Raw genomic sequence first — 24,619 nt, 5'->3', positions numbered from 1 at the left:
TGGCGTCATATGAGTCTTATGAGTATTGACGCGAATGACATCGCGGCGCTCGCCCGGGGATGTGCCGTTCTGGGCACGGGCGGCGGGGGAGACGTGCGCACGGGTTCGCTGGCGGCGGTACGGGCCATCAGGGAGCACGGTCCTGTGCCGCTGACCCGATTGGCCGACCTGGACGACGACGCCCTGGTCGTGCCGCTGTCCGGCATCGGGGCCCCGACCGTCAGCCACGAGATGATCCACGGCGAGGACGAGCCCAGGCGCATCGTCGAGGAGATCGAGCGGATCTTCGGCCGCCGGCCGAGCGCGATCATGTCCTCCGAGATCGGCGGCGCCAACGGGGTCGCGCCCGTGGCCTGGGCCGCCCAGCTCGGGGTGCCGCTGCTCGACGCCGACGGCATGGGCCGGGCGTTCCCCGAGGTCCAGATGGTCTCGATGTACGTGGCGGGGCTTCCCGCCGACCTCGTGGTGATGTCGGACGTCGCGGGCAACGTGGTGACGATCCGCCCGGTGGACGGGCTCTGGTCGGAGCGCCTGGCCCGCGCCGTCTGCGTGGCGGCCGGCTCGCACGCGCTGATGGCCGACTACGTGCTCACCGCCGGACGGGCCAGGGGCGCGGTCATCGAGGGTACGGTCACCCGCGCGCTGGAGATCGGCCGGGCCACGCAGGGCGCGGCCGACCCGCTCCAAGCGCTCCAGGACCGCCTCGGCGCCGCCCGGCTGATCACCGGCAAGCTGACCGACGTGGAACGCCGCACCACGGGCGGATTCGTCCGGGGCACGGCCACGATCGAGGGCACGGGCGACGACCGGGGCCGCCGGCTCGCGCTGGAGCTGCAGAACGAGAACCTGGTCGCCCAAGAGGACGGCCGGACGCTGGCCATGGTCCCCGACCTGATCACCGTGGTGGACACCGAGACCGCCGCCGCCGTCCAGACGGAGGGCCTGCGCTACGGCCAGCGCGTCACGGTGCTCGCCTGGCCCTGCGACCCGCTCTGGCGCACGCCCAAGGGGCTGGAGACGGCCGGGCCCGCGGCCTTCGGATACGACCTGGACTACGTACCCGTCGAGGAGCTGATGGCGCGTGCCTGACCTGCGGATAGGGATCGACGTCGGCGGGACCAACACCGACGCGGTGGTGCTCGGGCCGGACGGCCAGGTGCTCGCCAAGGCCAAGCGGCCCACCACGCCCGAGGTGACCGACGGGCTGCGCGCGGCCCTGGACGCCGTACTGGAGCAGGTCCAGGACCGGGCCGGCGTGACACGTGTCATGCTGGGCACCACGCACGCCACGAACGCGATCCTGGAGCGGCGCGGGCTGGGCCGGGTCGCGGTGCTGCGGCTCGGCGCGCCCGCCACCACCTCCGTGCCCCCGCTCTCCGACTGGCCCGACGACCTGCGCAAGGTGGTCTCGGCCGGTGAGGCGATCGTGCCCGGTGGCCACTACGTGGACGGCAGGGAGATCAGCCCGCTGGACCTGGACGCCGTACGCCGTTTCCTCGACGGCGTGCAGGCTGACGCGGTGGCGGTCACCAGCGTGTTCAGCCCGGCCGACGACGGGCACGAGCGGGCCGTCGCTGACCTGGTCCGCGCCGAGTACGGCCTGCCGGTCTCGGTGAGCCACGAGATCGGCTCGCTAGGCCTGCTCGAACGCGAGAACGCGACCGTGCTGAACGCCGCCCTGTACGGCGTCGCCGCCCACGTCACCGACGCCCTGGTCACGGCCCTGGCCGAACGAGGACTCGGGGCGCGGCCGTACCTGGCCCAGAACGACGGCACGCTCATGACACTGGAGCACGCCGCCCGCCTGCCCGTCTCCACGATCGGCTCAGGCCCGGCGAACTCGCTGCGCGGCGCCGCCTACCTGTCCGGCGTGCCGGACGCGATCGTGGTGGACGTGGGCGGCACGAGCACCGACCTCGGTGTGCTGATGGGCGGCTTCCCGAGGGAGTCGGCGGCGGCGGTCGAGATCGGCGGCGTGCTGACCAACTTCCGCATGCCCGACATCCTGGCCATCGCCCTCGGCGGCGGCACCGTGGCGCGGAGCGGGGGCGTCGGGCCCGACTCCGTCGGCTACCGGATCGGGCGCGAGTCGCTGGTCTTCGGCGGGACGACGGCGACGATGACGGACGCGGCGGTGGCGGCGGGCCGCGTCCCGGCGGGCGCTGAGGGGTGGCGCGAGCGGCTCGAATCTGACATGTCGGAAGGAATCGCCGACATCCTGCAAAGGGCGCTGGCGGTCGCCGACGACATGGTGGCCGACGCCGTGGACCGCATGTCGCTCGGCCGGAGTGACCGTCCGCTGGTGGCGGTGGGGGGCGGGGCGTTCCTGCTGCCCGATCACATCACCGGGGCGAGCACGGTGATCCGCCCCGAGCACGCGGAGGTGGCCAACGCCGTGGGGGCCGCCATCGCGCTCGCGAGCGGCAGAGTGGATACGATCTTGCCAGCGGGAGATAGCAGGACAGAAGCGATCGAAAGCGTCAAGGAGGAGGCGCGGGCCCGAGCCGTGGCGGCCGGGGCCGACCCCTCAGGAGTCGAGATCGTGGACCTTCTCGAGGTGCCGCTGAGCTACCTCTCCGAGCCCGCCGTGCGGGTACACGTCAAAGCAGCCGGACCCCTCGCCCGGTGACCCACCGAAAGGATCCCCCACCATGCGCTGGCACAAGCGTCTGCTCGTCGCCGGGGTAGCCGGTCTCATGGCCCTGACCGCGTCCGCGTGCGCGGGCGGCCAGGTACGCGGCGCCGGCGGCACACCCCAGCCGCAGACGAGCGGCAGCGGCAGCCCGGCCGGCGGGCAGGCCAACGACAGCACCTTCGTCTACGCGCCCAACCACGACGTGGTCACCGACTGGGACCCGGCCACCTCCTACTCCAACGAGATCATCGCCCTGTCGAACATCTACGAGGGCCTGACCAGGTACGACTCCGAGACCCACGAGGCCGCGCCGCGCCTTGCCACCGAGTGGACCTCGGCCAAGGACGGCAAGGAGTGGACGTTCAAGCTGCGGCAGGGCGTGAAGTTCCACTCCGGCGCCACGTTCGACGCCACGGCCGCGAAGAAGGCCATCGAGCGGACGATCGACAAGAAGGGCGGCGCCGCCTACATCTGGGACCCGGTCGACAAGATCGAGGCGGTGGACGCGAGCACGCTGAAGTTCACCCTGAAGTACGCCGCCCCGCTCGACCTGGTCGCCGCCTCCGGCTACGCCGCCTGGATCTACGACGTGGACGCCGTGGACGCCGACGGCAAGAAGACCGCCGGCACGGGGCCGTACACGATCGACACTTGGCAGAAGGGCAAGGAGACCGAGCTCACGCTGAAGGCGTTCGATGACTACTGGGGCGGCTGGAAGCCGGCGCAGTACAAGAAGGTCGCCTTCCGCGTCACGCCCGAGATCACCACCGCCTGGCAACTGCTGCAGAAGGGCGAGGTGAACTTCGTCGAGCGGCTGAACCCGCAGCTCTTCGAGCAGGCGCAGACCACGGAGTCGGTGCGCACGGCCGAGTCGCCGTCGTTCCAGAACCTGCTGGTGCTGTTCAACACGGCCGCGGGCCCGACGGAGGACGTCAAGGTCAGGCAGGCGCTGCAACTGGCCATCGACTACGACGGCCTGGCGGCGGCGCTTGAGGGCGCAGGCCAGAAGGCCAGCGGCCTGGTGCCGCAGGGCCTGGTCGGCCACGTCAGCGGGATGGAGCCCAAGCAGGACCTGGCCAAGGCGCAGGCGCTGCTGGCCGAGGCGGGCTACGGGCCCGACCTCAAGGAGCTCAAGCTGAGCCTCACGTACGGCATCGGTGACGAGGACCAGAAGCTGCTGGTCACGCTGCTCAGCTCGACGCTCAGCAAGCTGAACGTGACCCTCCAGGCCAAGCCGATGAACTGGAGCGCGCAGTGGGACCTGGGCAAGAAGGGCGGCCAGGACGTCTTCGTCATGTACTGGTACCCGGACTATCCGGACGCCTACTCCTGGTTCCTCAACGTGTTCAAGAGCGCCGACAAGCCGCAGTTCAACCTCTCCTACCTGAAGAACGCTGAGATCGACGCGACCATCGACAAGCTCCCCGAGCTGACGGCCACGGACCGGATGGCGGCCGTGGAGGAGTACGAGACGCTGCAGCAGAAGATCATCCAGGAGCAGGCCGCGGTGGCCGTGCCCTACGTGCAGAAATACCAGCGCGCCCTCTCCTCTGACGTCCAGGGCTACAAGGACAACGCCGCCTATCCCAACGTCGTCTTCTTCTACGACCTGACCCGCGCCTCCTGACGATGCTGCGCTATCTGGCCCGCCGCCTCGGCCAGGCCCTCCTGGTCGTGGCCGGCGTGGTCGTGCTCACGTTCGCGGTGATGCGGCTCGTGCCCGGCGATCCCGCGGTGGCCTTCGCCGGGCCGAAGGCCACGCCCGAGCAGCTGGCCGAGGCCCGCGCGCGGTTCGGGCTCGACGATCCGCTGCCGGCGCAGCTGCTCACGTACGTGCGCGACCTGATGACCGGCGACTGGGGCGTCAGCCTGCGCACGCGGCAGCCCGTGCGGGACGACCTCTACCTCGCCTTTCCCGCCTCGCTCGAACTCGTCGGTACGGCGCTGCTCATCGCGGTTGTTCTGGGCATTCCGCTCGGCGTACTCGCCGCCCGCTATAAGACGAAATTTCCGGACTTTGGGGTGCGGTTCGGGAGCATGCTGGCCGTCTCCGTCCCGGTCTTCTGGCTGGCCCTGGCCCTCCAGACGATCTTCGCCAGCAACCTCGGCTGGTTCCCCATCGCCGGCGAGTACGACTCCGCGCTCGACACCACCAGCCCGCTCACCCTCTGGACGAACATCACCGTCGTCGACGCCCTCATCACCGGAAACTGGCCCATCTTCACCAGCACCCTCGAACACCTGGTGCTGCCCGCCCTGGTCGTGGCCGCCTATCCCACCGGCGTCATCGCGCAGATGACCAGGGCCGCTCTCATCGAGGAGTCAGGGCAGGACCACGCCAGGCTGGAGCGCGCGCTGGGCTTCGGTGAGACGTCTATTCTGACCAGGTTCGCGCTGCGACCGGCGCTCGGTCCCGTGCTGTCGCTGATCGCGCTCGTCTTCGCGTACGCGATCGTCAACGGCTTCCTCGTCGAGGCCGTCTTCAACTGGCCGGGCCTGGGCCGCTACGCCGCCGAGTCCATCCGCTCGCTGGACACCCCGGCCATCGCGGGCGTCACCCTGCTGGTCGCCCTGGTGTACGTCCTGGCCAACCTGGTCGTGGACATCCTCCAGGGCTTCGTCGACCCCCGGGCCAGGACACGATGACCACGGAGACACAGACACAGGAAACACAGCCGCTGCGCCGCACGCTGCCGCGCGTCCCCGACCGGTTCGCCGCGTTCGGGGCGGTGCTCATCGTGGTCGTCGTGCTGGCGGCGGTGCTCGCGCCATGGCTGGCGCCGTACCCGGTGGACGACCCGAGGCCGCTGGAGCGGCTGCTGCCCCCGAGCGGCGCGCACTGGTTCGGCACCGACCAGGTCGGCCGCGACGTGCTCACGAGGATCCTGTACGGCGGGCGCACCTCGCTGTTCATCGCCGTGGCCGTGCTGGCCGTCTCGGCGGTGGCCGGGGTGACGCTCGGCGTGGTAGCCGGGTACGCGGGCGGCTGGATCAGGGACGTGATCATGCGCGTCACGGACGTCTTCCTGGCCTTCCCCGCGCTGCTGCTCTCCCTGGCCCTGGCGGTCGTGCTGCAGCCCGGCGTGAACACCGTGATCCTGGCCATCGCGGTGACCTGGTGGCCCTGGTACACGCGGCTGGCCGCCTCCATGGCCGCCTCGATCGCCACCCGCCCCTACGTGGACGCGGCCCGCTGCCTCGGCGTGCCCGCGCCGCTGATCATCCTGCGCCACGTGCTGCCCAACTCGCTCACGCCGGTGCTGGTGCAGCTCTCGCTGGACGCGGGCGGGGTGATCCTGACCTCGGCGGCGCTGTCGTACCTAGGGCTCGGCGCGCAGGAGCCGACGGCCGAATGGGGGCTGATGGTGCAGCAGGGACAGACGCTGTTCACCACGAACTGGTGGGTGGTGACCTTCCCTGGGCTGGCGATCCTGGTGACGGCGTTCGCGTTCAACGTGCTCGGCGAGGGGCTGCGCAACGCGCTCGACCCGCGAAGGGCGGTCAAGTGACAGGGCACCTGATCGAGGCACGCGACCTGCGCGTCAGTTACGGCGGGCGGGTGGTGGCCGACGTGCCGCGGCTCGACGTGGGCGCGGGCGAGTGCGTGGCGATCGTGGGGGAGAGCGGCTCGGGCAAGTCCACGACGCTGCTCTCGCTGCTCGGCCTCACCCAAAATGCCGAAATATCGGGACAAGTACGGGTGTGCGGGGTGGACGTGCTCACCGCCGCCCCGCGCGCGCTGCGCGAGCTCAGGGGCGCGCGGGCGGCGCTGGTGATGCAGTCGCCGCACGCCGCGCTCAGCCCCGCCACCCGCCTCGGCGTCCTGATGCGCCGCGCGCTCAAGCTGCACGGCGTCAAGGACGTGGCCGGCACCATGGCGCGGGCCATGGACGCGGTCCTGCTCGACCGCGAGCTGCTGCGCCGCTATCCGCACGAGGTCTCCGGCGGCCAGGCCCAGCGCTTCGCCATCGCGCTGGCCATCGCCCTGGGCGCCGAGGTCATCCTGGCCGACGAGCCCACCAGCGCGCTGGACGTGACCGTACAGGCCGAGGTGGTCGGCGTGCTGCGCCGGCTGCGGGCAGAACGGGACCTCGCGCTGCTACTGGTCTCCCATGACCTGGCCCTCGTCTCGACGATCGCCGATCGGGTGCTGGTCATGAAGGACGGCGCGGTGGTGGAGTCGGGCCCCGCCGCCCAGGTGCTGGCCGAGCCGTCCCACCCCTACACCCGCGAACTGCTGGAGGCGCTGCCGTGACCATGCCCAGGGCTGAGCTCAGTGCCGAGCCGAGGGCCGAGCTCAGGGCCGAGCGGGTGACGCTCGGGTACGGCCGCCGCCCGGTGGTGCACGACGTGAGCATCGACATCACCGAGGGCGGCGTGGGGCTGATCGGGGAGAGCGGCTCGGGCAAGACGACGCTGGCGCGCGCGTTCCTGGGCCTCCTGAGCCCCATCTCCGGAAATATCTGGTACGGCGACCAAACACTGAAAAAAGCGGACATGAGGAAGTTTCGGAAGGACGTCCAGCCCGTCTTCCAGGCCGAGGCCCTCGACCCCCGGATGCGCGTCGGCACCTCCATCGCCGAGGCCCTCCCGCGCGCCGCCCGCTCCCGCGTCCCCGACCTGCTCGAACAGGTCGGCCTCGATCCCGCCCTGGCCGTCCGCCGCCCCCACGAGCTCTCCGGCGGCCAGCGCCAGCGCGTGGTGATCGCCCGCGCCCTGGCCGTCGGCCCACGCCTGCTCATCCTCGACGAGCCCACCAGCGCGCTCGACGTCACCGTCCAGGCCAGGGTGCTCGACCTGCTGGCCTCCCTGGAGACCGAGCGCCTGCTGATCACGCACAACCTGGCCGTGGTGGAACGGCTCTGCCGCACCTCCCACGTGCTCTTCGCGGGCCGCGTCGTCGAGTCGGGCCCCACGTCCGACCTGCTGGCGAACCCGGCCCACCCCTACACCAGGGCCCTGCGCGACGCCGTACCGAAGCTGGGCGGGGACCCGCCCGAGGCCAAGGGCAGGACCGAGGCCGTCCCCGCGGCCACCGGCTGCCCGTTCCGGCTGCGCTGCCCGCTGGCCGCGCCCGAGTGCGAGGTGGCGCCCGAGCCGAGGGACGTCCAGGGACGTCAGGTGGCCTGCCACCGTGCGGAGGACGTCCTCACCTGATCACCTGACGGGCCTTCAGGTGGTCCTGGAGGTCGTCGGCCAGTTTGCTCATCAGCCGGCTCAGCTCGGCCCGATCCGCGCCGGACCAGCCGGCCACGGCGGCGCCCAGCCAGTCGTTGGTCACCCGGCGGCACCGGTCCGCCGCCACGGCGCCCTCGTCCGTGAGCGTGATGCGCCAGGCCCGGCCGTCGTCGGGGTCGCGTACCCGCTCGACCAGGCCGCGCTGCTCCAGCGCGGCGACGTGCCGCGTCACGTGCGGGCTCTCCACCTGGAGGCTGTCGGCGATCGCTCCGACCCTGCGCGGCTCGCCGGCCTCCAGCAGGTTGACGAGGATCTGGACGTCCGGCCGGTCCAGCCGGACGCCCGCCGCCTCGGTCAGCCGCTCATGCGTCTTGCCGCGGTTGAGCATGGTGACGAGCCGGCGAAAGGCGCTCACCGTCGTCTGCAGATCCTCGTCCATCCGCTTGCTTACCTAACTTACGTATGTATTATCGGTTCTCGATTACTTACCTAAGTTATCCAAAGGAGCCGTCATGGCGACAGTCGTCGTGCCCGCAGCACGTGAGACGTTGAAGAGAAATCCCTGGCCCGCGGTGGTCGCGCTGTCCGTCGCGGCCTCCATCGCCGCCATGCAGAACACCGCCGTGGTGCCGTTGCTTCCCGTGCTGCAACGGGAGCTGAACACCTCCTTGACCGCCGTGAGCTGGACGCTCACGGTGAGCCTGCTGGTCGGCGCGGTGTCCACGCCGCTGCTCTCCCGCTTCGGCGACATGTACGGCAGGCGCCGCATGATCCTCGGCGCCCTGGCGTTCCTGGTGGCCGGCTCGGTCATGGCGGCCATGGCCACCTCGTTGCCCTGGCTGATCGTGGCCCGGGTGTTGCAAGGCTCTGTGGCCGCGCTCGTCCCCTTGTCCATCGGAGTGGTCCGCGACGCGCTGCCGCGCGCGCAGTTCGCGACCGGCGTCGGCGTGCTCAGCGCGACGATGGGCTTCGGCAGCGGCGGCGGCATGATCCTGGCCGGGCTCGCCGACGGGGACTTCCACCTGGTCTTCTGGATCATCGGCGGCTTCTCGCTGGCCGCCGGCATCGTCGTGGCCTTCCTCGTCCGTGACGCGGCCCCGCCCGTCAAGGGCCGCCCCGACCTGTTCGGGGCCGCGCTGCTCGCCGCCTGGCTGGTGGCGCTGCTGCTGGGGATCAGCGAGGGCGGCTCATGGGGCTGGACCTCGCCCGGCGTGCTCGGGCTGTTCGGCGCGGCGGTCGTGCTCGCGGCCGGATGGGTGGCGGTCGAGCTGAAGGTGGCCGAGCCGCTGGTGGACATGGCGATGCTGGTGCACAGGGGCACGGTCGGCGCGACGGTGTCCTCGATGCTGCTCGGGTTCTCCTTCTTCACCCTGCTGACCGGCATGTCCAGCTTCGCCCAGGCTCCCGTGGGCTTCTCGGCCACGACCCTGCAGGTCGGGCTCTACCTGCTGCCGAGCACGCTGTTCATGCTGGTGATCTCGCTGTTCGCGGGCCGGCTGATGCGCCGGCTGCCCGCCGCGTCCATGGTGGCGACGGGCTCACTGGTCACGGGGCTGGCCGCGCTGTGGCTGATCTTCGAGAACGACAGCCCTTGGCACCTGTACGCGGCCTCCTCGCTCATGGGCGTCGGCCTCGGCGTCGGATACGCGGCCCTGGGCACCATGGCCGTCGAGCACGTGGACCAGGGCAAGACGGCCCTGGCCTCCGGGGTGAACGCTCTGGTGCGCATCGTGGGCGGCAGCACGGCGGGTGCGGTGATCGCCGCCATCCTGGCGGCGCGGCCGGGCGCCGGCGGCTACCAGTGGGTCTTCGGGGCAGCCGCCGGGGCTGGCGTCTTGGCCGCGCTCTTCGCGGCCGGGTTCGGATATCTCAACCGCGGGGCCGTCACGGGACCTGTCACTGGGCCCGTCACAGGGCCTTCAGCCCGCTGATCACTTCCAGCAGCACCTTGGCGTCGGGGGCGGGCGGCGGCAGCTCGACCTGGACGAGCTGCTGCGCGTGCAGGTCACCGACCAGCACGCGGACCACCCCGATGGGCAGGTTCAGCTCGGCCGCCACGTCCACCAGCCGCGTGGGCTGGGTGCACTTCTGCAGGATGATCAGATGCTCGGGGTCGAGGCCGCGCGGCGGCGCCAGGCCGCCGGCGGTGATGATCACCGCGATGAGGTCGATGGCCTCGCTCGCGGGCACCGTCCGGCCCCTGGTCAGCAGGTAGGCCGGAACGATGGGACCGGCGTCCTCGTCCAGCCAGCGTTCTTCAGTCACTTCGCACCACCCGCATGGGGCGCTCGGACTCCTGCTGAGCCGCCCTCGGGGCCTCGTCCTCTGGCTCTGCCACGTGCTCTTCCGGGATCAACACGATCGCGGTGGTCCCTCCATATGGTGAACCGCGCAACGTCACGCGGATGTCATGCCTGGCGGCCAGGCGGGAAACGACGAAAAGGCCGAGCCTGTCGCTGTCGGCCAGGTCGAACTCCGGCGGGCTGGCCAGCCGCTCGTTGTACTCGGCCAGCTGCTCCTCGCTCATCCCGAACCCGCGGTCCTCGACCTCGAAGGCGAAGCCCCGGGCCGCCGCGTCGCCGCGGACGAAGACCGAGGTGTGCGCGGGGGAGTAGACGGTGGCGTTCTCGATCAGCTCGGCGATGAGGTGGATCACGTCACCGACCACGGGGCCGGCCAGACGCTGGCCGGACATGGGTTCGACGACGACCCGCTGGTAGTCCTCCACCTCGGCCGCCGCGCCGCGGGCCACGTCGAGCAGCGGCACGGGACGGCTCCAGCCGCGTCCCGGCGTCGCGCCCGACAGGATGATCAGGCCCTCCGCGTGCCGGCGCATGCGGGTGGTGAGGTGGTCGAGCTTGAACAGGTCGTCCAGCTGGCCCGGGTCGGTGGCCCGGTGCTGCATGTCGGCGAGCTGGATGCGCTGGCGGTGCAGCAGCGTCTGGCTGCGCCTGGCCAGGTTCCTGAAGACGTGGCCGACGCCCTCGCTGAGCTGCGCCTGGCCGACCGCGGCCTCGACGGCGGTCTGCTGGACGGTGGAGAAGGCCTTGCCCACGTCGTCGATCTCGACCGTGGTGCTGGTGAGCGACACCTCGGGCACTTCGACGGTCTCGCCCTTGCGCAGCTTGGCGACCACGTGCGGCAGCCGTTCCTGGGCCACCTCCAGGGCGGCCAGCCGGAGCGTCCCGAGCTCCTCGGACAGCCGGTTGCCCATGCGCAGCGAGAACCCGATCGACACGATCACCAGCGCCAGGGCCGTGCCCGCGAGCAGGAACGCCCGCGACAGCACCTCATCGGCCACCGGCTCCGCGCGCTCGTTCAGCGTCGTGCTGGCCCGCAGCTGGGCCTCCTGGAACGACCTGGCCAGGCCTTCGGTGGTGGACAGCCAGCCCTGCGGCGTGCCGCCGGCGATGATCTGGTCCTCCATCATCCGCAGCCGCTGATACGCGGGGGAGGTGATGAGGACGACCTGGGGGTCGCGCAGGGCCGGGTCGAGCTCGCCGAGGCTCTGGTCCACCAGGAAGCGCCGGTTGCCCGTGATCTGGGTGAACAGCCTGCGCTCGGCTCTGGTCACCGTGCCGAGCCCGAGCGCCTGCTCCCTGGTCAGCAGCTCCTTGGCGTAACTCATGTCGATGGTCACGCGGGACTGCTCGTAGATCGGGATGTCGTCGATCATGGCCACCCGCCGGTGCAGGCCGAACAGCGTGTCGATGATCGCGTTGTAGGCCTCCACGGTGTGCAGACGGTCGGACAGGCCCGTGTCGATCTCACCTCGGACCGCGTCGAGCCTGTCTATCTGCGTGTACACCGCGTCCACCTGTGTGCGGATCTCTTCTGATCTGTCCTTGGACTTGACGGAAAGCTGCTTGAAGGCGTCCCGGGCGGCGTCGGTGCGAAGGCGCTGCGCCGCCACGGCGGGCTTGTCGGCACTGTTGCGCAGGAACCTGGCCGAGATCAGGCGCTCGCGCTGGATCTCGGTGATCACTTTGTACGCGGGAAGGCGCAGGTTCGTCCAGACGGTCTTGTACTGACGCAGCTCCAAGCTCTCGCTCGCGGTGACGGCGGTGATGACCCCCCACAACACCACCATGGAGGCCAGTGGCACCAGTAGTAGTCCGATGATCTTCATCCGGATCGTTCGGCTACGACCCATGGCACCTCACTCCGGTTGGTCCCAAGCTGGCAACCCCGGACGGGACAAGCCCCGAGGATAGCAATTGGATCACCAGAATGCCCAATTTTTCGGGACTTTTGGACACACGAGTCCCTCTGGCCTCGATCTTGGAGTAGGTTTCCCGGGTACATCGGCGACAGAGGGAGATGCGTTGCGCCGGCGAGTCTCAACGGCCCCCGCGTCCGTCCTGGTGTCGATCCTGGCGGCGATGCTGCTCGCGGCCTGCTCATCGCCGACCGAGGTGCGCCAGGCCCCGGTCGGTGAGTCGCCCTTCGTCTACGTCAAGAACACCGACATCATCACCGAGTGGGACCCCGCCCGCTCCTACTCGAACGAGATCATCGCCTTCCAGAACGTCTACGAGACCCTCACGCTCTGGAACCCGGTCACCAAGAAGTCGGCGCCCCGCCTGGCCACCGGATGGCGCTCCACGGCCGACGGCAGGAGCTGGACCTTCACCCTGCGCTCCGGCGTGACGTTCCACACCGGCAACCCGCTGGACGCCGAGGCGGTCAAGGCCTCGATCGAGCGGACGATGCGCGCCAAGACCGGCGCCTCCTACATCTGGGACGCCGTCTCGTCCATCCGGGTCGAGGGGCCGCTGACGGTGACGTTCGCACTGAAGTACCCCGTTCCGCTGGACCTGGTGGCCTCCGCCGGGTACGCGGCCTACATCTACGACACCAAGGCGGCCCCCGACCTCGGCAAGTGGCTCGCGCAGGGCAGGGACGCCGGGTCGGGTCCTTACACGGTGGCGAAGTGGAACAAGGGCAAGGAGGACGAGCTCACGCTCAAGGCGTACGACGGGTACTGGGGCGGGTGGAACGAGCGGCCGCACTACAACACGGTCAAGTACCGGGTCGTGCCCGACCCCGAACGGGCGTACCGGATGTTGCAGCGCGGCGAGGCGAGCTTCACGGACCGGCTCGACCCGAAGCTGTTCGCCCAGGCCGGCGCCGCGCCCGGCATCCGCACCTCCGACCGGCCCTCGTTCACCACGGCCATGATGCTGTTCAACACCGCCACCGGCCCCATGAAGGACATCAGGTTGCGCAAGGCGGTGCAGTACGCCATCGACTACCGCGGCATCGTCAAGGCGCTCAAGGGCTCCGTGACGCCGGCCAGCGGCGTCATCCCGGAAGGGCTGCTCGGCCACGTGCCGGGACGGGTGCCCGAGCAGGACCTGGAGAGCGCCACCCGGCTGCTGCAGGAGGCCGGCTACGGCCCCGGCGGCGCGCCGCTGCGGCTCCGGATGACCTACGGCGAGGGCGAGGCCGACGAGGAGGTGCTGGCCAAGCGGCTACGCGCGGCGCTGCGCCCGCTCAACGTCACCCTCAAGGCCGAGGGCATGCACTGGAACGCGCAGTGGGAGCGGGGCAAGAAGCGCGGCCAGGACATCTTCGTCATGTACTGGTGGCCCGACTACGCCGACGGCTACTCCTACTTCGGCCAGGTCTTCCGCGCCGCGAACCCGCCCGAGTTCAACCTGACCTACCTCAACGACCACCGCCTCGACGCCATGCTCGACACGGTGCCCGAGCTGACGGTGACCGACAAGCCCGCGGCGCAGCGGGTGTACGAGCAGGCCACGGCACGCGTGCTCGACGAGCGGGCCGCCGCCGCGCTGCCCTGGGTGGTCAAGTCACGGCGGGCGTTCCTGGGCGGCATCCAGGGATATGACGACAACCCGGCCTATCCGGACGTCGTCTTCGTCTACGACCTCAAGCCGTCGGGCTGAGAACCTTCCGCCGGGCTCTCCACCCGCTCCCGCAACCGGGCCCTGATCTCTTCGGGCGTGTACGCGCGCCGGCGCCGTTCGGCCCGCGCGATGACCACGCCCGTCGCCGCCACACCCATGATTCCCGCCAGACCGAGCATCTTCCACCAGCGCATGTTGCCTAGGCTAGCCCTGTGCTGACTCTCGACGAAGCCGTCAAGGTGACCAGAACCGGCGATCTGTGGGTCTTCCGCGGGCGTTCCGTGCCCGACCGCGCCATCCAGACGATGACCAACAGCCCGGTCAACCACGTCGGCATGGCCATCGTGATCGAGGACCTGCCGCCCATGATGTGGCACGCCGAACTGGGCAAGTCTCTGCTCGACCTGTGGTCGGGCACCCACCATCGCGGCGTGCAGCTGCACGACCTGCGCGCGGCGGTCACGACGTGGGCCGACCGCTACGACCAGCGCGCCTGGCTGCGCCAGCTGGAGCCGGAGGCCACGCAGGAGATGGAGGACGCCGTCCTGCGCACGGTCGCCCGGCTCGACGGCACCCCGTTCCCCTCCACCGCCAGGCTGGCCGCCCGCTGGGCCAGGGGGCGCGTGCCGCGCCGTACGCGCAAGGACGAGACGCTGGAGCGCGCCTACTGCGCCGAGGTGGTGGCCGTCACCTACGAGGAGATGGGCCTGCTGCCCGCCGGGCGCCGCCCCAACTGGTACGACCCCGGCAGGTTCTGGAGCGGCGACGACCTCGACCTGCTCCTCGGCCGCAGACTCGGCAACGAGATCACGGTCGGGGTCGAGCTGGAGCGCGCCCGCCGCCCCTGATCCAATACAGGGCATGACTAGCGTGAACGTCGCCGTGATCGGCGTGGGCAACTGCGTCTCCTCCCTGGTCCAGGGCGTCGAGCACTACCGCGACGGCGACGCCCCCGGCCTGACGAACCCCGTCTGCGCGGGCTACGCCGTCTCCCAGGTCCGCTTCACCGCTGCCTTCGACGTGGGCGCCGCCAAGCTCGGCCGTGACCTGTCGGAGGCCATCTGGGCCGAGCCGAACAACGCCAGGAGGTTCGCCGGCGTGCCGCTTCTCGGCGTGCCCGTCGCCGAGGGCATCCTGGCCGACGGCGTGGGCCCCGGCTCGGCCGGACTGATCGATCCGCGCGGCGGCGCCACGCCGGGTGAGGTCGCCGCCCACCTCAGGCGGACCGGCAGCCACGTCGTGCTGAACTTCCTGCCCACCGGCGCGCAGCGGGCCACCGAGCTGTACGCGGCGGCCGCCGTCGAGGCCGGATGCGCGTTCGTGAACTGCATGCCGGCCGTGCTCGCCCGTTCGCCGGAATGGCGCGCCCGCTTCGCCGCGGCCGGGCTGCCGCTGGTGGGCGACGACCTGAAGAGCTCGTTCGGCGCGACGCTGGTGCACCGGGCGCTGGTCGAGGCCCTGACGGCGAGCGGAGTCCACCTCACCGCCGGCCACCAGCTGCTGGCCGGCGGCAACATGGACTTCGTCAACCTGGAGGACGCCGAGCGGATGAAGAGCAAGAAGGCCACCAAGTCCACCGGTGCCGGGACGCCCACCCACGTCAGCGCTCAATACCTGCCCTTCATGGACGATCGCAAGGTCGCCTACATCCGGCTGGACGGCGTGGGCTTCGGCGCCTCCCCGCTGGAGCTGGAGCTGCGCATGGTCGTCGAGGACTCGCCCAGCGCCGCGGGCAACGCCCTGGACGCCGCGCGGCACGCCAAGGCCGCCCTCGACCAGGGCGTCGGCGGCCTGTTCGAAGAGGTCTCCCTGGCGCTGATGAAGGCGGTCTGACGCACTGGGGTCGGGTCGGGATGGACATCCGCGTGCTCGGCCCGTCGACGTGCTCGAAGACGGAGCCAGGATCCCGGTCGTCCGCCGGTCGTCCGCTTGAGCCGCCTGGCGGCCGACAGCCCCTCAGCGCGGGGTGGCTCCCATGCACAGGCCGGGCCGGTGGCAGGCTAGGGGAATGCGCCTGGCTACCTGGAACGTGAACTCGGTCAAGGCACGGCTGCCCCGCCTGCTCGAATGGCTCGCCGCGGTTCGGCCCGACATCGTGTGCCTCCAGGAGACCAAGTGCGCCGCCGAGGCGTTCCCCGCGGCGGAGGTGGGCGAGCTGGGCTACACCGCCGCCGCCCACGGCGACGGACGCTGGAACGGCGTCGCGCTCCTGTCCAGAGCCGGGCTGACGGACGTCACGCTCGGCTTCCCCGGCGAACCCGGCTTCGGCGAGCTCGACAGCACCGGCGCCGCCCGCCCCGAAGCCCGGGCCATCGGCGCGACCTGCGGCGGGATCCGGGTGTGGTCCCTGTACGCGCCCAACGGCCGTACCGTCGACTCACCCCACTACGCGTACAAACTCGTCTGGTTCGCCGCCCTGCGCGACGCCCTCGCCCCCGAGCTGGCCGCCGGGCCGCTGGTGGCCTGCGGCGACTACAACGTGGCGCCGACGGACGCCGACGTGTGGGACCCCGCCCTGTTCGCAGGCTCCACCCACGTCACGCCCCCCGAACGGCGGGCCCTGGCCGAGCTGCGCGACCTCGGCCTGACGGACGTGGTGCCGACACCGATGAAAGGCCCGCATCCCTACACGTACTGGGACTATCGGGCCGGGATGTTCCATCAGAACAAGGGCATGCGCATCGACCTGGTGTACGCGAGCGCGGACGTGGCCGGGCAGGTGCGGTCGGCGTACGTCGATCGCGAGGCCCGCAAGGGGAAAGGCCCGTCCGATCACGCGCCGATCGTGGTCGACCTCGAGCGATAAAGGCAATTACAAACCGCTGTCGGCCGAGTATTCTGTGTTCTCATATCTTTCGGGGGGATTAGCAGATCAAGGACCACGAGGGGGGATCTCCGTGGAACCTGCCGATGGACGCGTCATTCTCTTCATTCTCATCGGGCTCGCCGTCTTCGCCCTGGGGCGGCGCTTCCAGAACATGATCATCATGCGTCAGGTCTGGAAGCAGAGCGCCAAGCAGGTGACGGCCAGAAAGGTCGTCGCGCACAATGCGGCGAAGTCGATGATCGGAATCACGGTCATAGCGCTGTTCGTGATCTGGCTCACCCTCAACCTCAACCGCATCATGTGAGCCGCGCCGGCAGGGCTGACAGTGGTGGTGAAGAAACGGCGCCATGGGGGGACCGTTTCACGGACGTGCGGGCAGCGCCCGGGCCGTCAGCCCGTCGGTGACCTCCGACGGAGGGCCCAGGCGGTGACCACGGCCACCCCGGCCGCCGCCAACCCCACCGCCCGCGTCAACCGCACGGCGCGCCGGATGTCCCTGACCGCCGGCCTGGGGCCGTCCCCCATCGTCGGCCGCTCCTCCACCCTGCCCGCGTACACGTTCGTCCCACCCAACCGCACCCCGAGCGCGCCGGCGAACGCGGCCTCGCACCGCCCCGCGTTCGGGCTGGGATGCCGGTGCCCGTCCCGGCGCAGCACGGCCCGCGCCTGCCCGGGATCAGGCCCGGTCAGCACGGTGAGCGCCCCGGTGAGCCGGGCCGGCACGTAGTTCGCGACGTCGTCGAGCCGGGCGGCGGCCCAGCCGAACCGCTCGTACCTGGGGGAGTGATGCCCGATCATGGCGTCCAGCGTGTTGATCGCCCGGTACGCCAGCAACCCAGGCACCCCCGCCACGGCCCCCCAGAACAGCGGCGCCACGACGGCGTCCGAGGTGTTCTCGGCCAGCGACTCGACCGTAGCCCGCGCCACCTCGGCCGCGTCCAGCCGGCTGGGGTCACGGCCGCACAGGTGGGGGAGCCGGGCCCTGGCGCGTTCCAGATCGGCACCCTCAAGCGCATCGGCCAGGTAGTCGCCCTCCCGGGCGAGCGTCGTGCCCCCGAGCACCGCCCAGGTCGCGACAGCGGTCACGGCCGTACGCACGACCCGATTGGGCGCGTACCGCATCGCCACCACACCCAGCGCAGCCGAACCACCGACACACACGGCGACGTGCAACACCCCCCGGGCCCGATCGTCCTTGTACAGGGATGCTTCCAGCTTCGCCGCGCCCCGCCCGAACAACGCAACAGGATGGACGGAACTACGCGGATCGGCGATCAGCCGGTCGAGGGCAACGCCGAGGGCGAGCCCCAGAGGGTCATACCAGATGGGCATGAAGCTCATCTTCGTGCACATCCAGCCATGCGGCCGCCCGCCGGATCCGCGCCCCGGCGCCACCCGCCCACATCTTCGCCCAGTTCCCTCCGGCCGTGGCGCGGGTGCGCATGACGGCGTACGAACGATGAAACCGCAGCCTGGCCAGGCTGAGCAGCCGCCGCCGCTCACGAGCAGAAACCCCGTAAACGTCACAGAACAACCGCAACCGCGCACCCACATCAACCGTACGCAGCAGCGGAGCCCGATCAACGGGATCAGCAATAGGAGCCCAATGCCGCAGAGTAGTGACGATGTCGAACAGCCGCGTAGTAGGCCGAGCCAAATCAAAGTCAATCATCGCGTACGGCCCACCACCCGCCGCCGCCAGGGAGCCCGAGCCCGAAGAGGACGCGGACTCGAACGAGGTCCGGGCCGGGGCCGAGGCCCGAAAAATCACATTATCCGGCGTTAAATCACAATGCCCGATCACTTCCGGCGCCGCATCATCATTAGACCCCCCTTCCCACCCCTCCATCGTGAGCGGAAACCCGGCCGTAGCATCATGGAACCGCCGCACCAGCAGCGCCAGCCCCGCCAACGCCTCATCACTCACACTCTCAACCCGCAACCCGGTCGTACCAGGCAGATAGGTGAGAATCTCCCGACCGAGCCCATCCATCCCCACAACCCGCGGGGCGCCGTCGAACCCGGCCGCTTCCAGGTGTCTGAGCAGGGCGTGCACGGCGGGCGTCGACGTACTGGCCGGTCTGCGCACGGTGTCACCGACGCGCACCACCCCGTCTGTCACGTCCCCGCCCTGCAGGGGAATCTCATGCAGGAGCGTCGCGACCATGGCGAAATAGCTTAGACCCATTCGCCCCGCGTCCGCCCAGCCTTTTCCAACCCTCCCCGTCGCCCCCGCGCCCTTGCCAGCCTGGCGCTTCACGCCGCTCCCGCTGCCACCGGCAACGTTCCTAATGACCCAGCTCTGCGGTCTGGTCGCCACGCCGAGCATGACGCCGACGGCGAAGCCGAGGACAAGGCGGCGGTGCCGGCCGATGCGGTCCGAAACCGACTACGCCACCCACCGCCACCACCACGCCGACGTCGACCTCACAGCCGGCTCAGCCCTGATCGCCCACAGCCTCCTGGACGGAACCGCCATCGGCGCCGCCCACCAGACGGACACGCCCCTGACCGTCACCGTGACGATAGGAGTAGTCGCTCACGACTTCACGGACGGCTTCCACCCGTACAAGATCATCTCCTTCTACGGCAACGCCCGCCACCGCGCCCACCCTCGACGTCCTGGCCCCGTAAGGTGCTGGGGACGCTGTTCATGTGGGGTGTGACCGGCCTGACAGACTGACACGACGAAAACATGTACGTGACATGTCGCCGGATCATGCACAATAAGGCGGGAGCGCCCTTAGCTCAGCTGGATAGAGCATCGGACTTCTAATCCGACGGTCGCAGGTTCGAATCCTGCAGGGCGCGCCACTTCACCAGCGGAAACTCCAGCCGCGCCCGCTCACTGGCGCGGCATGGGGCAAATATGAGGCAAAGCTGAGTCAGCCGCTGAGCCCTTGGTCGAGCTTGGAGGCTGCTCGCAGCACCAGTCGGGCCGTTTCCCGGGCGGCTTGGTGGGCCACCTCGGGCAGCACCGAGACGTAGGTGTCGGCGGTGAGCACGATGCTGGCGTGCCCGAGCATGGCCTGCACCACCTTCAGATCGGTGTGCGCGGCCAGCGCCAGCGTCGCGGCACCGTGTCGCAGGTCGTGCAGCCGGACCGGCGGTTGTCCGGAGGCGGCCACCAGCCGGCGGAACCGGCCGGTGAGGTAATCAGGCCGTAGCGGCGCGCCGTCCGTGGTGGTGAACACGTATTTCGAGTCCTGCCAGCGGGTGCCGGCTGCTGCGCTCAGTTCCTCTTGCCGCTCGCGGTGCCGGGTCAGCACCCGTACGGTCTCCGCGTCCAGGGCCACCACCCGGCAGCTAGCGGCGCTCTTTGGTGGCCCGACCACGACCTGGCCGTCGGCGTGCACCCGCTGCTGCGTCACCGTCAGCTCGGCGGCCTGCAGGTCGACGTCCGTCCAGCGCAGCCCGGCCAGCTCACCGCGGCGCAGGCCGCGCAGCGCGGCCAGCCACCAGGCGGCATACAGGCGGTCCTGCGCGACGCTGGCCAGGAAGGTCGCGAGCTGTTGTTCGGTCCAGACCGCCACCGCCGGACGTTCTCCTGCTTGCTGCCATCGGGCGGTCCGCCCGGCGGTCCAGACGACTGGATGCGGTCGCCGGGGGTGGGGGAGTTCGCCGCCGTTGGCCGGGTTGATGGGGATCAGCCGGGCGCGCATCGCGGCGTTCAGCGCGGTCCGCAAGGTGGCGTGGATTCGCACCACGGTGTCGGGTGACAATCGGCGGCCGGTCGGCGAGGGACGGGACGCGAGCGTCGCGAGCAGTCCGTTGACGTCGCGGGAGGTGAGCTGCTGGAGCAGGATCCGTCCCAACTGGGGGATGAGGTAGAGACGGATATGTGCAGCGTAGCCCTGCCGAGTCGACGGCCGCAGGGCGTCCTTGGTGGCCAGCCAGCGGGTCAGCCACTGCCCGAGCGTGCATCCGGCGGCTCCCGCGCCGTCGCGGTCGGCAGTGGCCACGGCTCGGCCTGCCGCCTGTGCTTCCTCGGGGTCGGCGTAACCACCCTGACGGACGCGCTGTCGCTGCCCGTCCAGACCGCGCACCTGGACCGAGAAATACCAGCTGCCGTGATCGTCATCCATCGGCAGACGCGGACACGTCACCCCTCGCTGACGTCCCGTTTCCGCATCCACACAGCCGCATCGCCTGCTGACCTGCACACGAGTCTTTGGCATCTGTCCCACCTCCACCCCCACGGTGGGCGATGACAGACAAGCCAGCCAGGGCTCGAACTCGATCGGGGTGACCTCAGGTATGTATATGGTCAGCTCGTCGTACAGTCGACGGCCTGTTGGCGGGCTTTCAGGGCGTTCTGCGACTGGCTGACGTTGCGCAGGCGGTTCAAACGGCAGACAGGCTTCGATGACCTTCAGAAGGGTCGATTCGTTGTTTGGGCGAGTCGGTCAGGGCGGCGAGGGGTGCTACCGGCGTTCAGCACGACCTGGTGGTGGTCACCTAAGGCAATAGACGCCGAGTGACGGCGTAAGCCATCGACAAAATCGTGATACGTGATCTTCGGGTGACCCGAACGGCCATTCGATGCCCCACAGTCCCTACTTCCTACCGGAGGAAGGGTTCTGCGCTTGAAGTGCTCGAGGTCTCGAGCTCCACACCTACTCCCAAGGCCAACTGAATGGCTCTCGCCGGGAACTCTCTACCCGGCGCCGGAAGCGATCCAGCCGTGCCAGAGTGATCTATATGATCCCCGCGCACGTTCCCGATGAGCCACCGCTTACCTATGACGACAGCTTCGACGTACCGGTTCTCTTCCGTAACGGGCCTGCGAGGAAGCCTAGGAGGCAGTGGCGGACGGCCGTGCACAAGCCGTGGGCGGGGTCGGGCGGGTTCCCGGCGACCGACGGCTGGTACGTCTCGACCACCACCTGGCGGGAGATCATCAAGGCCGCCGTTGAGGTTGGCCGCGACGTTACCCCGCACCTGCAGAATCAGCCGCGGTATGCGCACGGGGAACTCGTCGCCCGGGTTTCTCCGCTGTACGCCTATCTCGGCATGCACGACGTCCAGCCTCAGTATCCCGTACGAGGCACCAAGGGCCGGCGCCTGACTCTGAACCCGGTGTACGCGTACGGCACTGAGCGCAGCGCGAAGAACGCGGCTGCCTACCGGCTGGGTATGACGATGACCGAGTGGGCCTGCCGCTCACTGCTGGGCCTCGATCAGACAGAGCATCTCGAACTGGGCGGCCCGATTTCTGCTCTGCATAGCACGTTCAAGGATCCGAAGGTGAGGCTGCCCGACCTATGGGGGCGGCACCAGGCAGAGGGCCGGTACTGGCTGATCGAGGCCAAGGGTGGCGACGTGGGCCTCAGCGCGCTCCGCAAGGGGTGGGCGCAACTGGCTGCCGGCAGCAAGATCCTCAGCTCGTACGCCCATCGAATTGTCCTGGTCGGAGCGTCCGTGCGGCCCGGAGACGATCTTTTCCTCACCATTGATCACTACCGGCACGCCGGACAGTCGCCGCTCACCCCAGCGGGATTCGACCTCGGCGACGAGCCAGGGGTCGGCCCGGGCAATCTCGAAGACCGTCTCGGCGACAGCGACGACGCGCTCATCGGCGCGGCCCGCGCCCAAATGCTCACCTACCTGGCGCTGCGCTCCGCTCCCGCCTCGCAACTGCGCACCGTACCCGTTCCCGCCGATCGCGCGTCCCGCCAGCGGCGCACCGGGCTGACCACGCCCCTGGAAGACGACGACCTCACCCATGCCATGCGAGCCGAAGCCCGCAGAGCTGCGCCCCGCACCGAGCGGCATACTCTTCGCGCCCGTATCCGTTCCATGGGCCTCGATGACTTCCTCACCTGCCGCATCCCCGGAACGGAGGTTCGCCTCGGCATGTCCAGGAAGCTGTTCGCCGCCTGCGAGCGCCTTCGCGAGGAAGATCTTGCTATCGCCCAGCGCACCCCGGGACTGCGTGCCGAGGACCAGTCGCCCGATGTCCAGGAACTCAGCGACGAGGCTCAGGAAGAACAGAGACTCACCCAGCGGCGGATCTTCCGCGAGCAGCAAGAGGAGGCCCGCCCCTGGCTGCGCCCCCGGCTACGCGACGCCTACGAGCGGGGAGTGACAAGCGACTGGAGTGATCTGCTGCGCCGTCCCCAGGAGCCAGAACTCGACCTGGAAAGCGACGAGGGGCTTCTCGAAGCAGCGACGCCGGAGACGTACCTGGCCGTCAGCCGCTACGGGCTGCCCCCAGCACGGACGTAGCTATGAGGGCACGCGATCGGTCAGGTCAAGTATTCAGGATATGGGAGAAGCTCATTCGGTGGGGATGGCATGGCGAGGCGTGCTACAGGTTCTGGCGGTCGGCTGAGGTGCTCATGCGTGTGAAGGCGTCCGGGGTGACGATGGGGATGCCGTAGGCGCGGGCTTTGCCGGACATCGAGTCGGGGTCGGCGGCGATCAGCAGTCGGACGCGTTTGGTGATGTTGGAGTGGGGGACGTAGCCGGCCTGGCGTGCCTGCTCCTCCCATGCTTCTCGCCCGCCTGTCATTTCGCCGGTGAAGACGATGAGATCACCGGGTTGGAGACGGAAGCCGGCGGTGGAGGGGTGGTGGGGTGCGTGGCTTGAGGCCAGTGCGGTTTCGGCCGCTGTCGGTGGGAGATCGAGCAGGGTGGCGACGAGGCCGAGTTCGTGGCGTTCGGTGGGTGTGACGATGCCGTCGGCTTTGGCGGCTTGGGCGAGCGCGTTCAGGTATTCGTGGTGCAGGCGGATGGCTTCTGTGCGGCTGAGGTCGAGTTGGGCGGCCATGGCGATCAAGGCGTCGGCTTCGGTGGCCGAGATGTGGTGGTCGAGCAGGACGTGGTCGAGCAGCGCGAAGTAGGGGTCGGTGCGGATGGTGTCGGAGGCGCGTGGTAGCCGATCCAGGATGCGGGCGAGGAAGTGGGTGTCGCGTTCGGCGGACACGCCTCGTCGGACGGGGGTGGTGGCGGTGTGTGGAATGGTCGGCCAGGGGAGTGTGGTGGCGGTGCGAAGGAGGTGGGTCCATGGTGAGTCGGGGTGGGCGATCTTGAGGTAGTGGCGTAACAGTTCGGCGGTGGCTCGGGCGTCGATGAGCGCGTCGTGGTGACCGTCGAGCGGGATGTCGGCGACGGCGCAGCAGCCGGCGAGGGTACGGGGGGCGGCGGGCAGGAAGCGCAGGGCCTCGGTCATCGTGCAGACGCCGATGGTGTCGAGGTCAGGGATCGGGGGACCGGTCCGGGCGAATTCGTAGTGCAGGAACCCAAGGTCGAAGCGGAGGTTGTGGCCCACGGGGACGCCGCCTCGCAGGAGGTCGGTGAGTGTGCCAGCGATGTCTTTGAAGGCGGGCGCGTGGCGGACGTCGGCGCCGGTGATGCCGTGGATGCGCTGTGGTCCCAGGTCGCGTTCGGGGTTGACCAGGGTGCCCCATTCGGCGGTGATGCGTCCGGTCGGGTCGAGCAGGACGACGGCGACCTCGATGATCCGGTCGTGCCATGACGGACGCAGGCCTGTGGTTTCCACGTCGATGACGGCTTATCCCGGTTGGGTGCTGTTCATCTTCTAGCCCCCTCTTGTCTGATGGGACATCGGACTTTCATGTCGGAGGGTTTCCGTATGAGCACGGATTGTGATGGCCTCGTGATGGAGCCAGGCGCGGCGGCGTGATCCAACGGTGGTCTTAAGCGAGGTTGTGGACGACTGCTTTGCTCACACTTGATCGACGCCGGATGAAGAGTCTGGTTGCGGGATACCAGGAGAGACCGCACAGCCGCTCGATACCAACAGCTCAGGGGTTTTGGCCGCGCTGTTACCGCACGGTTCAGGAACGTCGCATTCCGTTCTTTTCGATCACTGAAGTCGCTCTTGTCGGGTGATCTTACAAAAGTTACGCTCTGTCCGTTTGATCAAGTGCTCCTGAGCCGCACGAGTCGGGATCGGCCCGCCGGGTGGGGTGGAGCGACGTTTGGCGCCCCCCGTGGTGGGTGTCCTCGTTGTGGTTAGGGAGCGTGACGGCGTATGCGCCGGTATTTGGCGTGGAATCGTTCGGGTCGTCGTTGGTTAGCCGCGCGGGTTGTGGTGTTGGTGGCGCTGCTGCCGGGGCTGGTGCAGGCAGTCGCGTTGCC

General features: G+C 69.7%; 23 protein-coding genes and 1 tRNA gene. 16 read left to right on the top strand and 8 right to left on the bottom strand.

Annotated features, from left to right (window positions below; translation table 11 throughout):
- Positions 1–18: 18 nt before the first annotated feature.
- The 7 genes from AB0C27_RS25025 to AB0C27_RS24995 are packed head-to-tail and all read left to right on the top strand — an operon-like array spanning position 19 to position 7,792.
- Positions 19–1,089: a DUF917 domain-containing protein gene (locus tag AB0C27_RS25025; protein ID WP_357847969.1), complete on the top strand. Its 1,071-nt coding sequence runs from the start codon at positions 19–21 to the stop codon at positions 1,087–1,089.
- On the top strand, positions 1,082–2,629 hold the full coding sequence (locus AB0C27_RS25020) for a hydantoinase/oxoprolinase family protein (protein WP_357847967.1): 1,548 nt from the start codon (positions 1,082–1,084) through the stop codon (positions 2,627–2,629). The genes AB0C27_RS25025 and AB0C27_RS25020 overlap by 8 nt, the downstream gene beginning before the upstream one ends.
- 22 nt (positions 2,630–2,651) lie before the next feature.
- The gene (locus tag AB0C27_RS25015) at positions 2,652–4,262 is read left to right on the top strand and encodes an ABC transporter substrate-binding protein (protein ID WP_357847965.1); all 1,611 of its coding nucleotides are present in this window, start codon (positions 2,652–2,654) and stop codon (positions 4,260–4,262) included.
- Between the two features lie 2 nt (positions 4,263–4,264).
- Positions 4,265–5,281 (top strand): ABC transporter permease, encoded by a 1,017-nt coding sequence (locus AB0C27_RS25010; RefSeq protein ID WP_357847963.1) that lies wholly within the window; start codon positions 4,265–4,267, stop codon positions 5,279–5,281.
- A complete protein-coding gene (locus AB0C27_RS25005) occupies positions 5,278–6,144 on the top strand; it encodes an ABC transporter permease (RefSeq protein WP_346112198.1) in 867 nt (288 codons plus the stop codon). The genes AB0C27_RS25010 and AB0C27_RS25005 overlap by 4 nt, the downstream gene beginning before the upstream one ends.
- Positions 6,141–6,890 (top strand): ATP-binding cassette domain-containing protein, encoded by a 750-nt coding sequence (locus tag AB0C27_RS25000; protein WP_357847961.1) that lies wholly within the window; start codon positions 6,141–6,143, stop codon positions 6,888–6,890. The genes AB0C27_RS25005 and AB0C27_RS25000 overlap by 4 nt, the downstream gene beginning before the upstream one ends.
- 2 nt (positions 6,891–6,892) lie before the next feature.
- On the top strand, positions 6,893–7,792 hold the full coding sequence (locus AB0C27_RS24995) for an ABC transporter ATP-binding protein (protein WP_357848884.1): 900 nt from the start codon (positions 6,893–6,895) through the stop codon (positions 7,790–7,792).
- On the opposite strand, the gene AB0C27_RS24990 is transcribed toward AB0C27_RS24995, so the two are convergent.
- A complete protein-coding gene (locus AB0C27_RS24990) occupies positions 7,785–8,252 on the bottom strand; it encodes a MarR family transcriptional regulator (protein WP_357847959.1) in 468 nt (155 codons plus the stop codon). The two genes, AB0C27_RS24995 and AB0C27_RS24990, sit on opposite strands and share 8 nt — an antisense overlap.
- 73 nt (positions 8,253–8,325) lie before the next feature.
- Here AB0C27_RS24990 and AB0C27_RS24985 point away from each other — a divergent pair, with 73 nt between their 5' ends.
- Positions 8,326–9,744 (top strand): MFS transporter, encoded by a 1,419-nt coding sequence (locus AB0C27_RS24985; protein WP_357847957.1) that lies wholly within the window; start codon positions 8,326–8,328, stop codon positions 9,742–9,744.
- Here AB0C27_RS24985 and AB0C27_RS24980 read toward each other — a convergent pair.
- Positions 9,722–10,078, bottom strand: a complete 357-nt coding sequence (locus AB0C27_RS24980) for a DUF742 domain-containing protein (RefSeq protein ID WP_106249159.1) — start codon at positions 10,076–10,078, stop codon at positions 9,722–9,724. The two genes, AB0C27_RS24985 and AB0C27_RS24980, sit on opposite strands and share 23 nt — an antisense overlap.
- The gene (locus AB0C27_RS24975) at positions 10,071–11,942 is read right to left on the bottom strand and encodes a nitrate- and nitrite sensing domain-containing protein (RefSeq protein ID WP_357847955.1); all 1,872 of its coding nucleotides are present in this window, start codon (positions 11,940–11,942) and stop codon (positions 10,071–10,073) included. The genes AB0C27_RS24980 and AB0C27_RS24975 overlap by 8 nt, the downstream gene beginning before the upstream one ends.
- Positions 11,943–12,138: 196 nt before the next feature.
- On the opposite strand from AB0C27_RS24975, the gene AB0C27_RS24970 reads away from it, so the two are divergent.
- Positions 12,139–13,725 (top strand): ABC transporter substrate-binding protein, encoded by a 1,587-nt coding sequence (locus tag AB0C27_RS24970; RefSeq protein ID WP_357847953.1) that lies wholly within the window; start codon positions 12,139–12,141, stop codon positions 13,723–13,725.
- Here the strand turns inward: AB0C27_RS24970 and AB0C27_RS24965 are convergent.
- Entirely contained in the window at positions 13,701–13,880 is a 180-nt protein-coding gene (locus AB0C27_RS24965; RefSeq protein ID WP_346112229.1) for a hypothetical protein, read from the bottom strand. The two genes, AB0C27_RS24970 and AB0C27_RS24965, sit on opposite strands and share 25 nt — an antisense overlap.
- 21 nt (positions 13,881–13,901) lie before the next feature.
- Between AB0C27_RS24965 and AB0C27_RS24960 the strand changes: the two genes are divergently transcribed.
- The 4 genes from AB0C27_RS24960 to AB0C27_RS24945 all read left to right on the top strand — a co-directional run bounded on the left by AB0C27_RS24960 (position 13,902) and on the right by AB0C27_RS24945 (position 16,817).
- Positions 13,902–14,534, top strand: a complete 633-nt coding sequence (locus tag AB0C27_RS24960) for a hypothetical protein (protein ID WP_357848881.1) — start codon at positions 13,902–13,904, stop codon at positions 14,532–14,534.
- 13 nt (positions 14,535–14,547) lie between these two features.
- The gene (locus tag AB0C27_RS24955) at positions 14,548–15,519 is read left to right on the top strand and encodes an inositol-3-phosphate synthase (protein WP_357847951.1); all 972 of its coding nucleotides are present in this window, start codon (positions 14,548–14,550) and stop codon (positions 15,517–15,519) included.
- A gap of 175 nt (positions 15,520–15,694) precedes the next feature.
- Entirely contained in the window at positions 15,695–16,492 is a 798-nt protein-coding gene (locus AB0C27_RS24950; protein WP_357847949.1) for an exodeoxyribonuclease III, read from the top strand.
- Positions 16,493–16,583: 91 nt separating this feature from the next.
- Complete coding sequence (locus tag AB0C27_RS24945) at positions 16,584–16,817, top strand: hypothetical protein (RefSeq protein WP_357847947.1); 234 nt, start codon at positions 16,584–16,586, stop codon at positions 16,815–16,817.
- 86 nt (positions 16,818–16,903) lie between these two features.
- Here AB0C27_RS24945 and AB0C27_RS24940 read toward each other — a convergent pair whose 3' ends face one another.
- Together AB0C27_RS24940 and AB0C27_RS24935 are read right to left on the bottom strand one after the other, a co-directional pair.
- Entirely contained in the window at positions 16,904–17,845 is a 942-nt protein-coding gene (locus tag AB0C27_RS24940; protein WP_357847945.1) for a cobalamin biosynthesis protein, read from the bottom strand.
- Complete coding sequence (locus tag AB0C27_RS24935) at positions 17,829–18,680, bottom strand: aminoglycoside phosphotransferase family protein (protein WP_357847943.1); 852 nt, start codon at positions 18,678–18,680, stop codon at positions 17,829–17,831. Before AB0C27_RS24935 ends, AB0C27_RS24940 begins: the two co-directional genes overlap by 17 nt.
- A gap of 205 nt (positions 18,681–18,885) precedes the next feature.
- On the opposite strand from AB0C27_RS24935, the gene AB0C27_RS24930 reads away from it, so the two are divergent.
- Together AB0C27_RS24930 and AB0C27_RS24925 are read left to right on the top strand one after the other, a co-directional pair.
- A complete protein-coding gene (locus AB0C27_RS24930; RefSeq protein WP_357847941.1) occupies positions 18,886–19,179 on the top strand; it encodes a hypothetical protein in 294 nt (97 codons plus the stop codon).
- Between the two features lie 71 nt (positions 19,180–19,250).
- Positions 19,251–19,327, top strand: a tRNA-Arg gene (locus tag AB0C27_RS24925).
- A 71-nt stretch (positions 19,328–19,398) separates the two neighbouring features.
- Here AB0C27_RS24925 and AB0C27_RS24920 read toward each other — a convergent pair.
- A complete protein-coding gene (locus tag AB0C27_RS24920) occupies positions 19,399–20,598 on the bottom strand; it encodes a tyrosine-type recombinase/integrase (protein WP_357847939.1) in 1,200 nt (399 codons plus the stop codon).
- A 616-nt stretch (positions 20,599–21,214) separates the two neighbouring features.
- Between AB0C27_RS24920 and AB0C27_RS24915 the strand changes: the two genes are divergently transcribed.
- Positions 21,215–22,741 (top strand): hypothetical protein, encoded by a 1,527-nt coding sequence (locus tag AB0C27_RS24915; RefSeq protein WP_357847937.1) that lies wholly within the window; start codon positions 21,215–21,217, stop codon positions 22,739–22,741.
- An 82-nt stretch (positions 22,742–22,823) separates the two neighbouring features.
- Here AB0C27_RS24915 and AB0C27_RS24910 read toward each other — a convergent pair whose 3' ends face one another.
- Positions 22,824–24,017, bottom strand: a complete 1,194-nt coding sequence (locus AB0C27_RS24910; RefSeq protein ID WP_357847935.1) for an exonuclease domain-containing protein — start codon at positions 24,015–24,017, stop codon at positions 22,824–22,826.
- Between the last annotated feature and the right edge of the window lie 602 nt (positions 24,018–24,619).

This window comes from Nonomuraea sp. NPDC048882 (genome assembly GCF_040649755.1).
Classification (GTDB): Bacteria; Actinomycetota; Actinomycetes; order Streptosporangiales; family Streptosporangiaceae; genus Nonomuraea; species Nonomuraea maheshkhaliensis.
Note: the sequence above shows the minus strand (reverse complement) of the source record. Positions and strands in the feature narration are given on the sequence as shown.

Coding starts and splice junctions, on each gene's coding strand:
- AB0C27_RS25025 (WP_357847969.1), top strand. CDS start 19: ATGAGTATTGACGCGAATGACATCGCGGCGCTCGCCCGGGGATGTGCC.
- AB0C27_RS25015 (WP_357847965.1), top strand. CDS start 2,652: ATGCGCTGGCACAAGCGTCTGCTCGTCGCCGGGGTAGCCGGTCTCATG.
- AB0C27_RS25010 (WP_357847963.1), top strand. CDS start 4,265: ATGCTGCGCTATCTGGCCCGCCGCCTCGGCCAGGCCCTCCTGGTCGTG.
- AB0C27_RS25005 (WP_346112198.1), top strand. CDS start 5,278: ATGACCACGGAGACACAGACACAGGAAACACAGCCGCTGCGCCGCACG.
- AB0C27_RS24995 (WP_357848884.1), top strand. CDS start 6,893: ATGCCCAGGGCTGAGCTCAGTGCCGAGCCGAGGGCCGAGCTCAGGGCC.
- AB0C27_RS24990 (WP_357847959.1), bottom strand. CDS start 8,252: ATGGACGAGGATCTGCAGACGACGGTGAGCGCCTTTCGCCGGCTCGTC.
- AB0C27_RS24985 (WP_357847957.1), top strand. CDS start 8,326: ATGGCGACAGTCGTCGTGCCCGCAGCACGTGAGACGTTGAAGAGAAAT.
- AB0C27_RS24975 (WP_357847955.1), bottom strand. CDS start 11,942: ATGAAGATCATCGGACTACTACTGGTGCCACTGGCCTCCATGGTGGTG.
- AB0C27_RS24965 (WP_346112229.1), bottom strand. CDS start 13,880: ATGCGCTGGTGGAAGATGCTCGGTCTGGCGGGAATCATGGGTGTGGCG.
- AB0C27_RS24955 (WP_357847951.1), top strand. CDS start 14,548: ATGACTAGCGTGAACGTCGCCGTGATCGGCGTGGGCAACTGCGTCTCC.
- AB0C27_RS24950 (WP_357847949.1), top strand. CDS start 15,695: ATGCGCCTGGCTACCTGGAACGTGAACTCGGTCAAGGCACGGCTGCCC.
- AB0C27_RS24940 (WP_357847945.1), bottom strand. CDS start 17,845: ATGCCCATCTGGTATGACCCTCTGGGGCTCGCCCTCGGCGTTGCCCTC.
- AB0C27_RS24935 (WP_357847943.1), bottom strand. CDS start 18,680: ATGGTCGCGACGCTCCTGCATGAGATTCCCCTGCAGGGCGGGGACGTG.
- AB0C27_RS24930 (WP_357847941.1), top strand. CDS start 18,886: ATGCGGTCCGAAACCGACTACGCCACCCACCGCCACCACCACGCCGAC.
- AB0C27_RS24920 (WP_357847939.1), bottom strand. CDS start 20,598: ATGGATGACGATCACGGCAGCTGGTATTTCTCGGTCCAGGTGCGCGGT.
- AB0C27_RS24915 (WP_357847937.1), top strand. CDS start 21,215: ATGATCCCCGCGCACGTTCCCGATGAGCCACCGCTTACCTATGACGAC.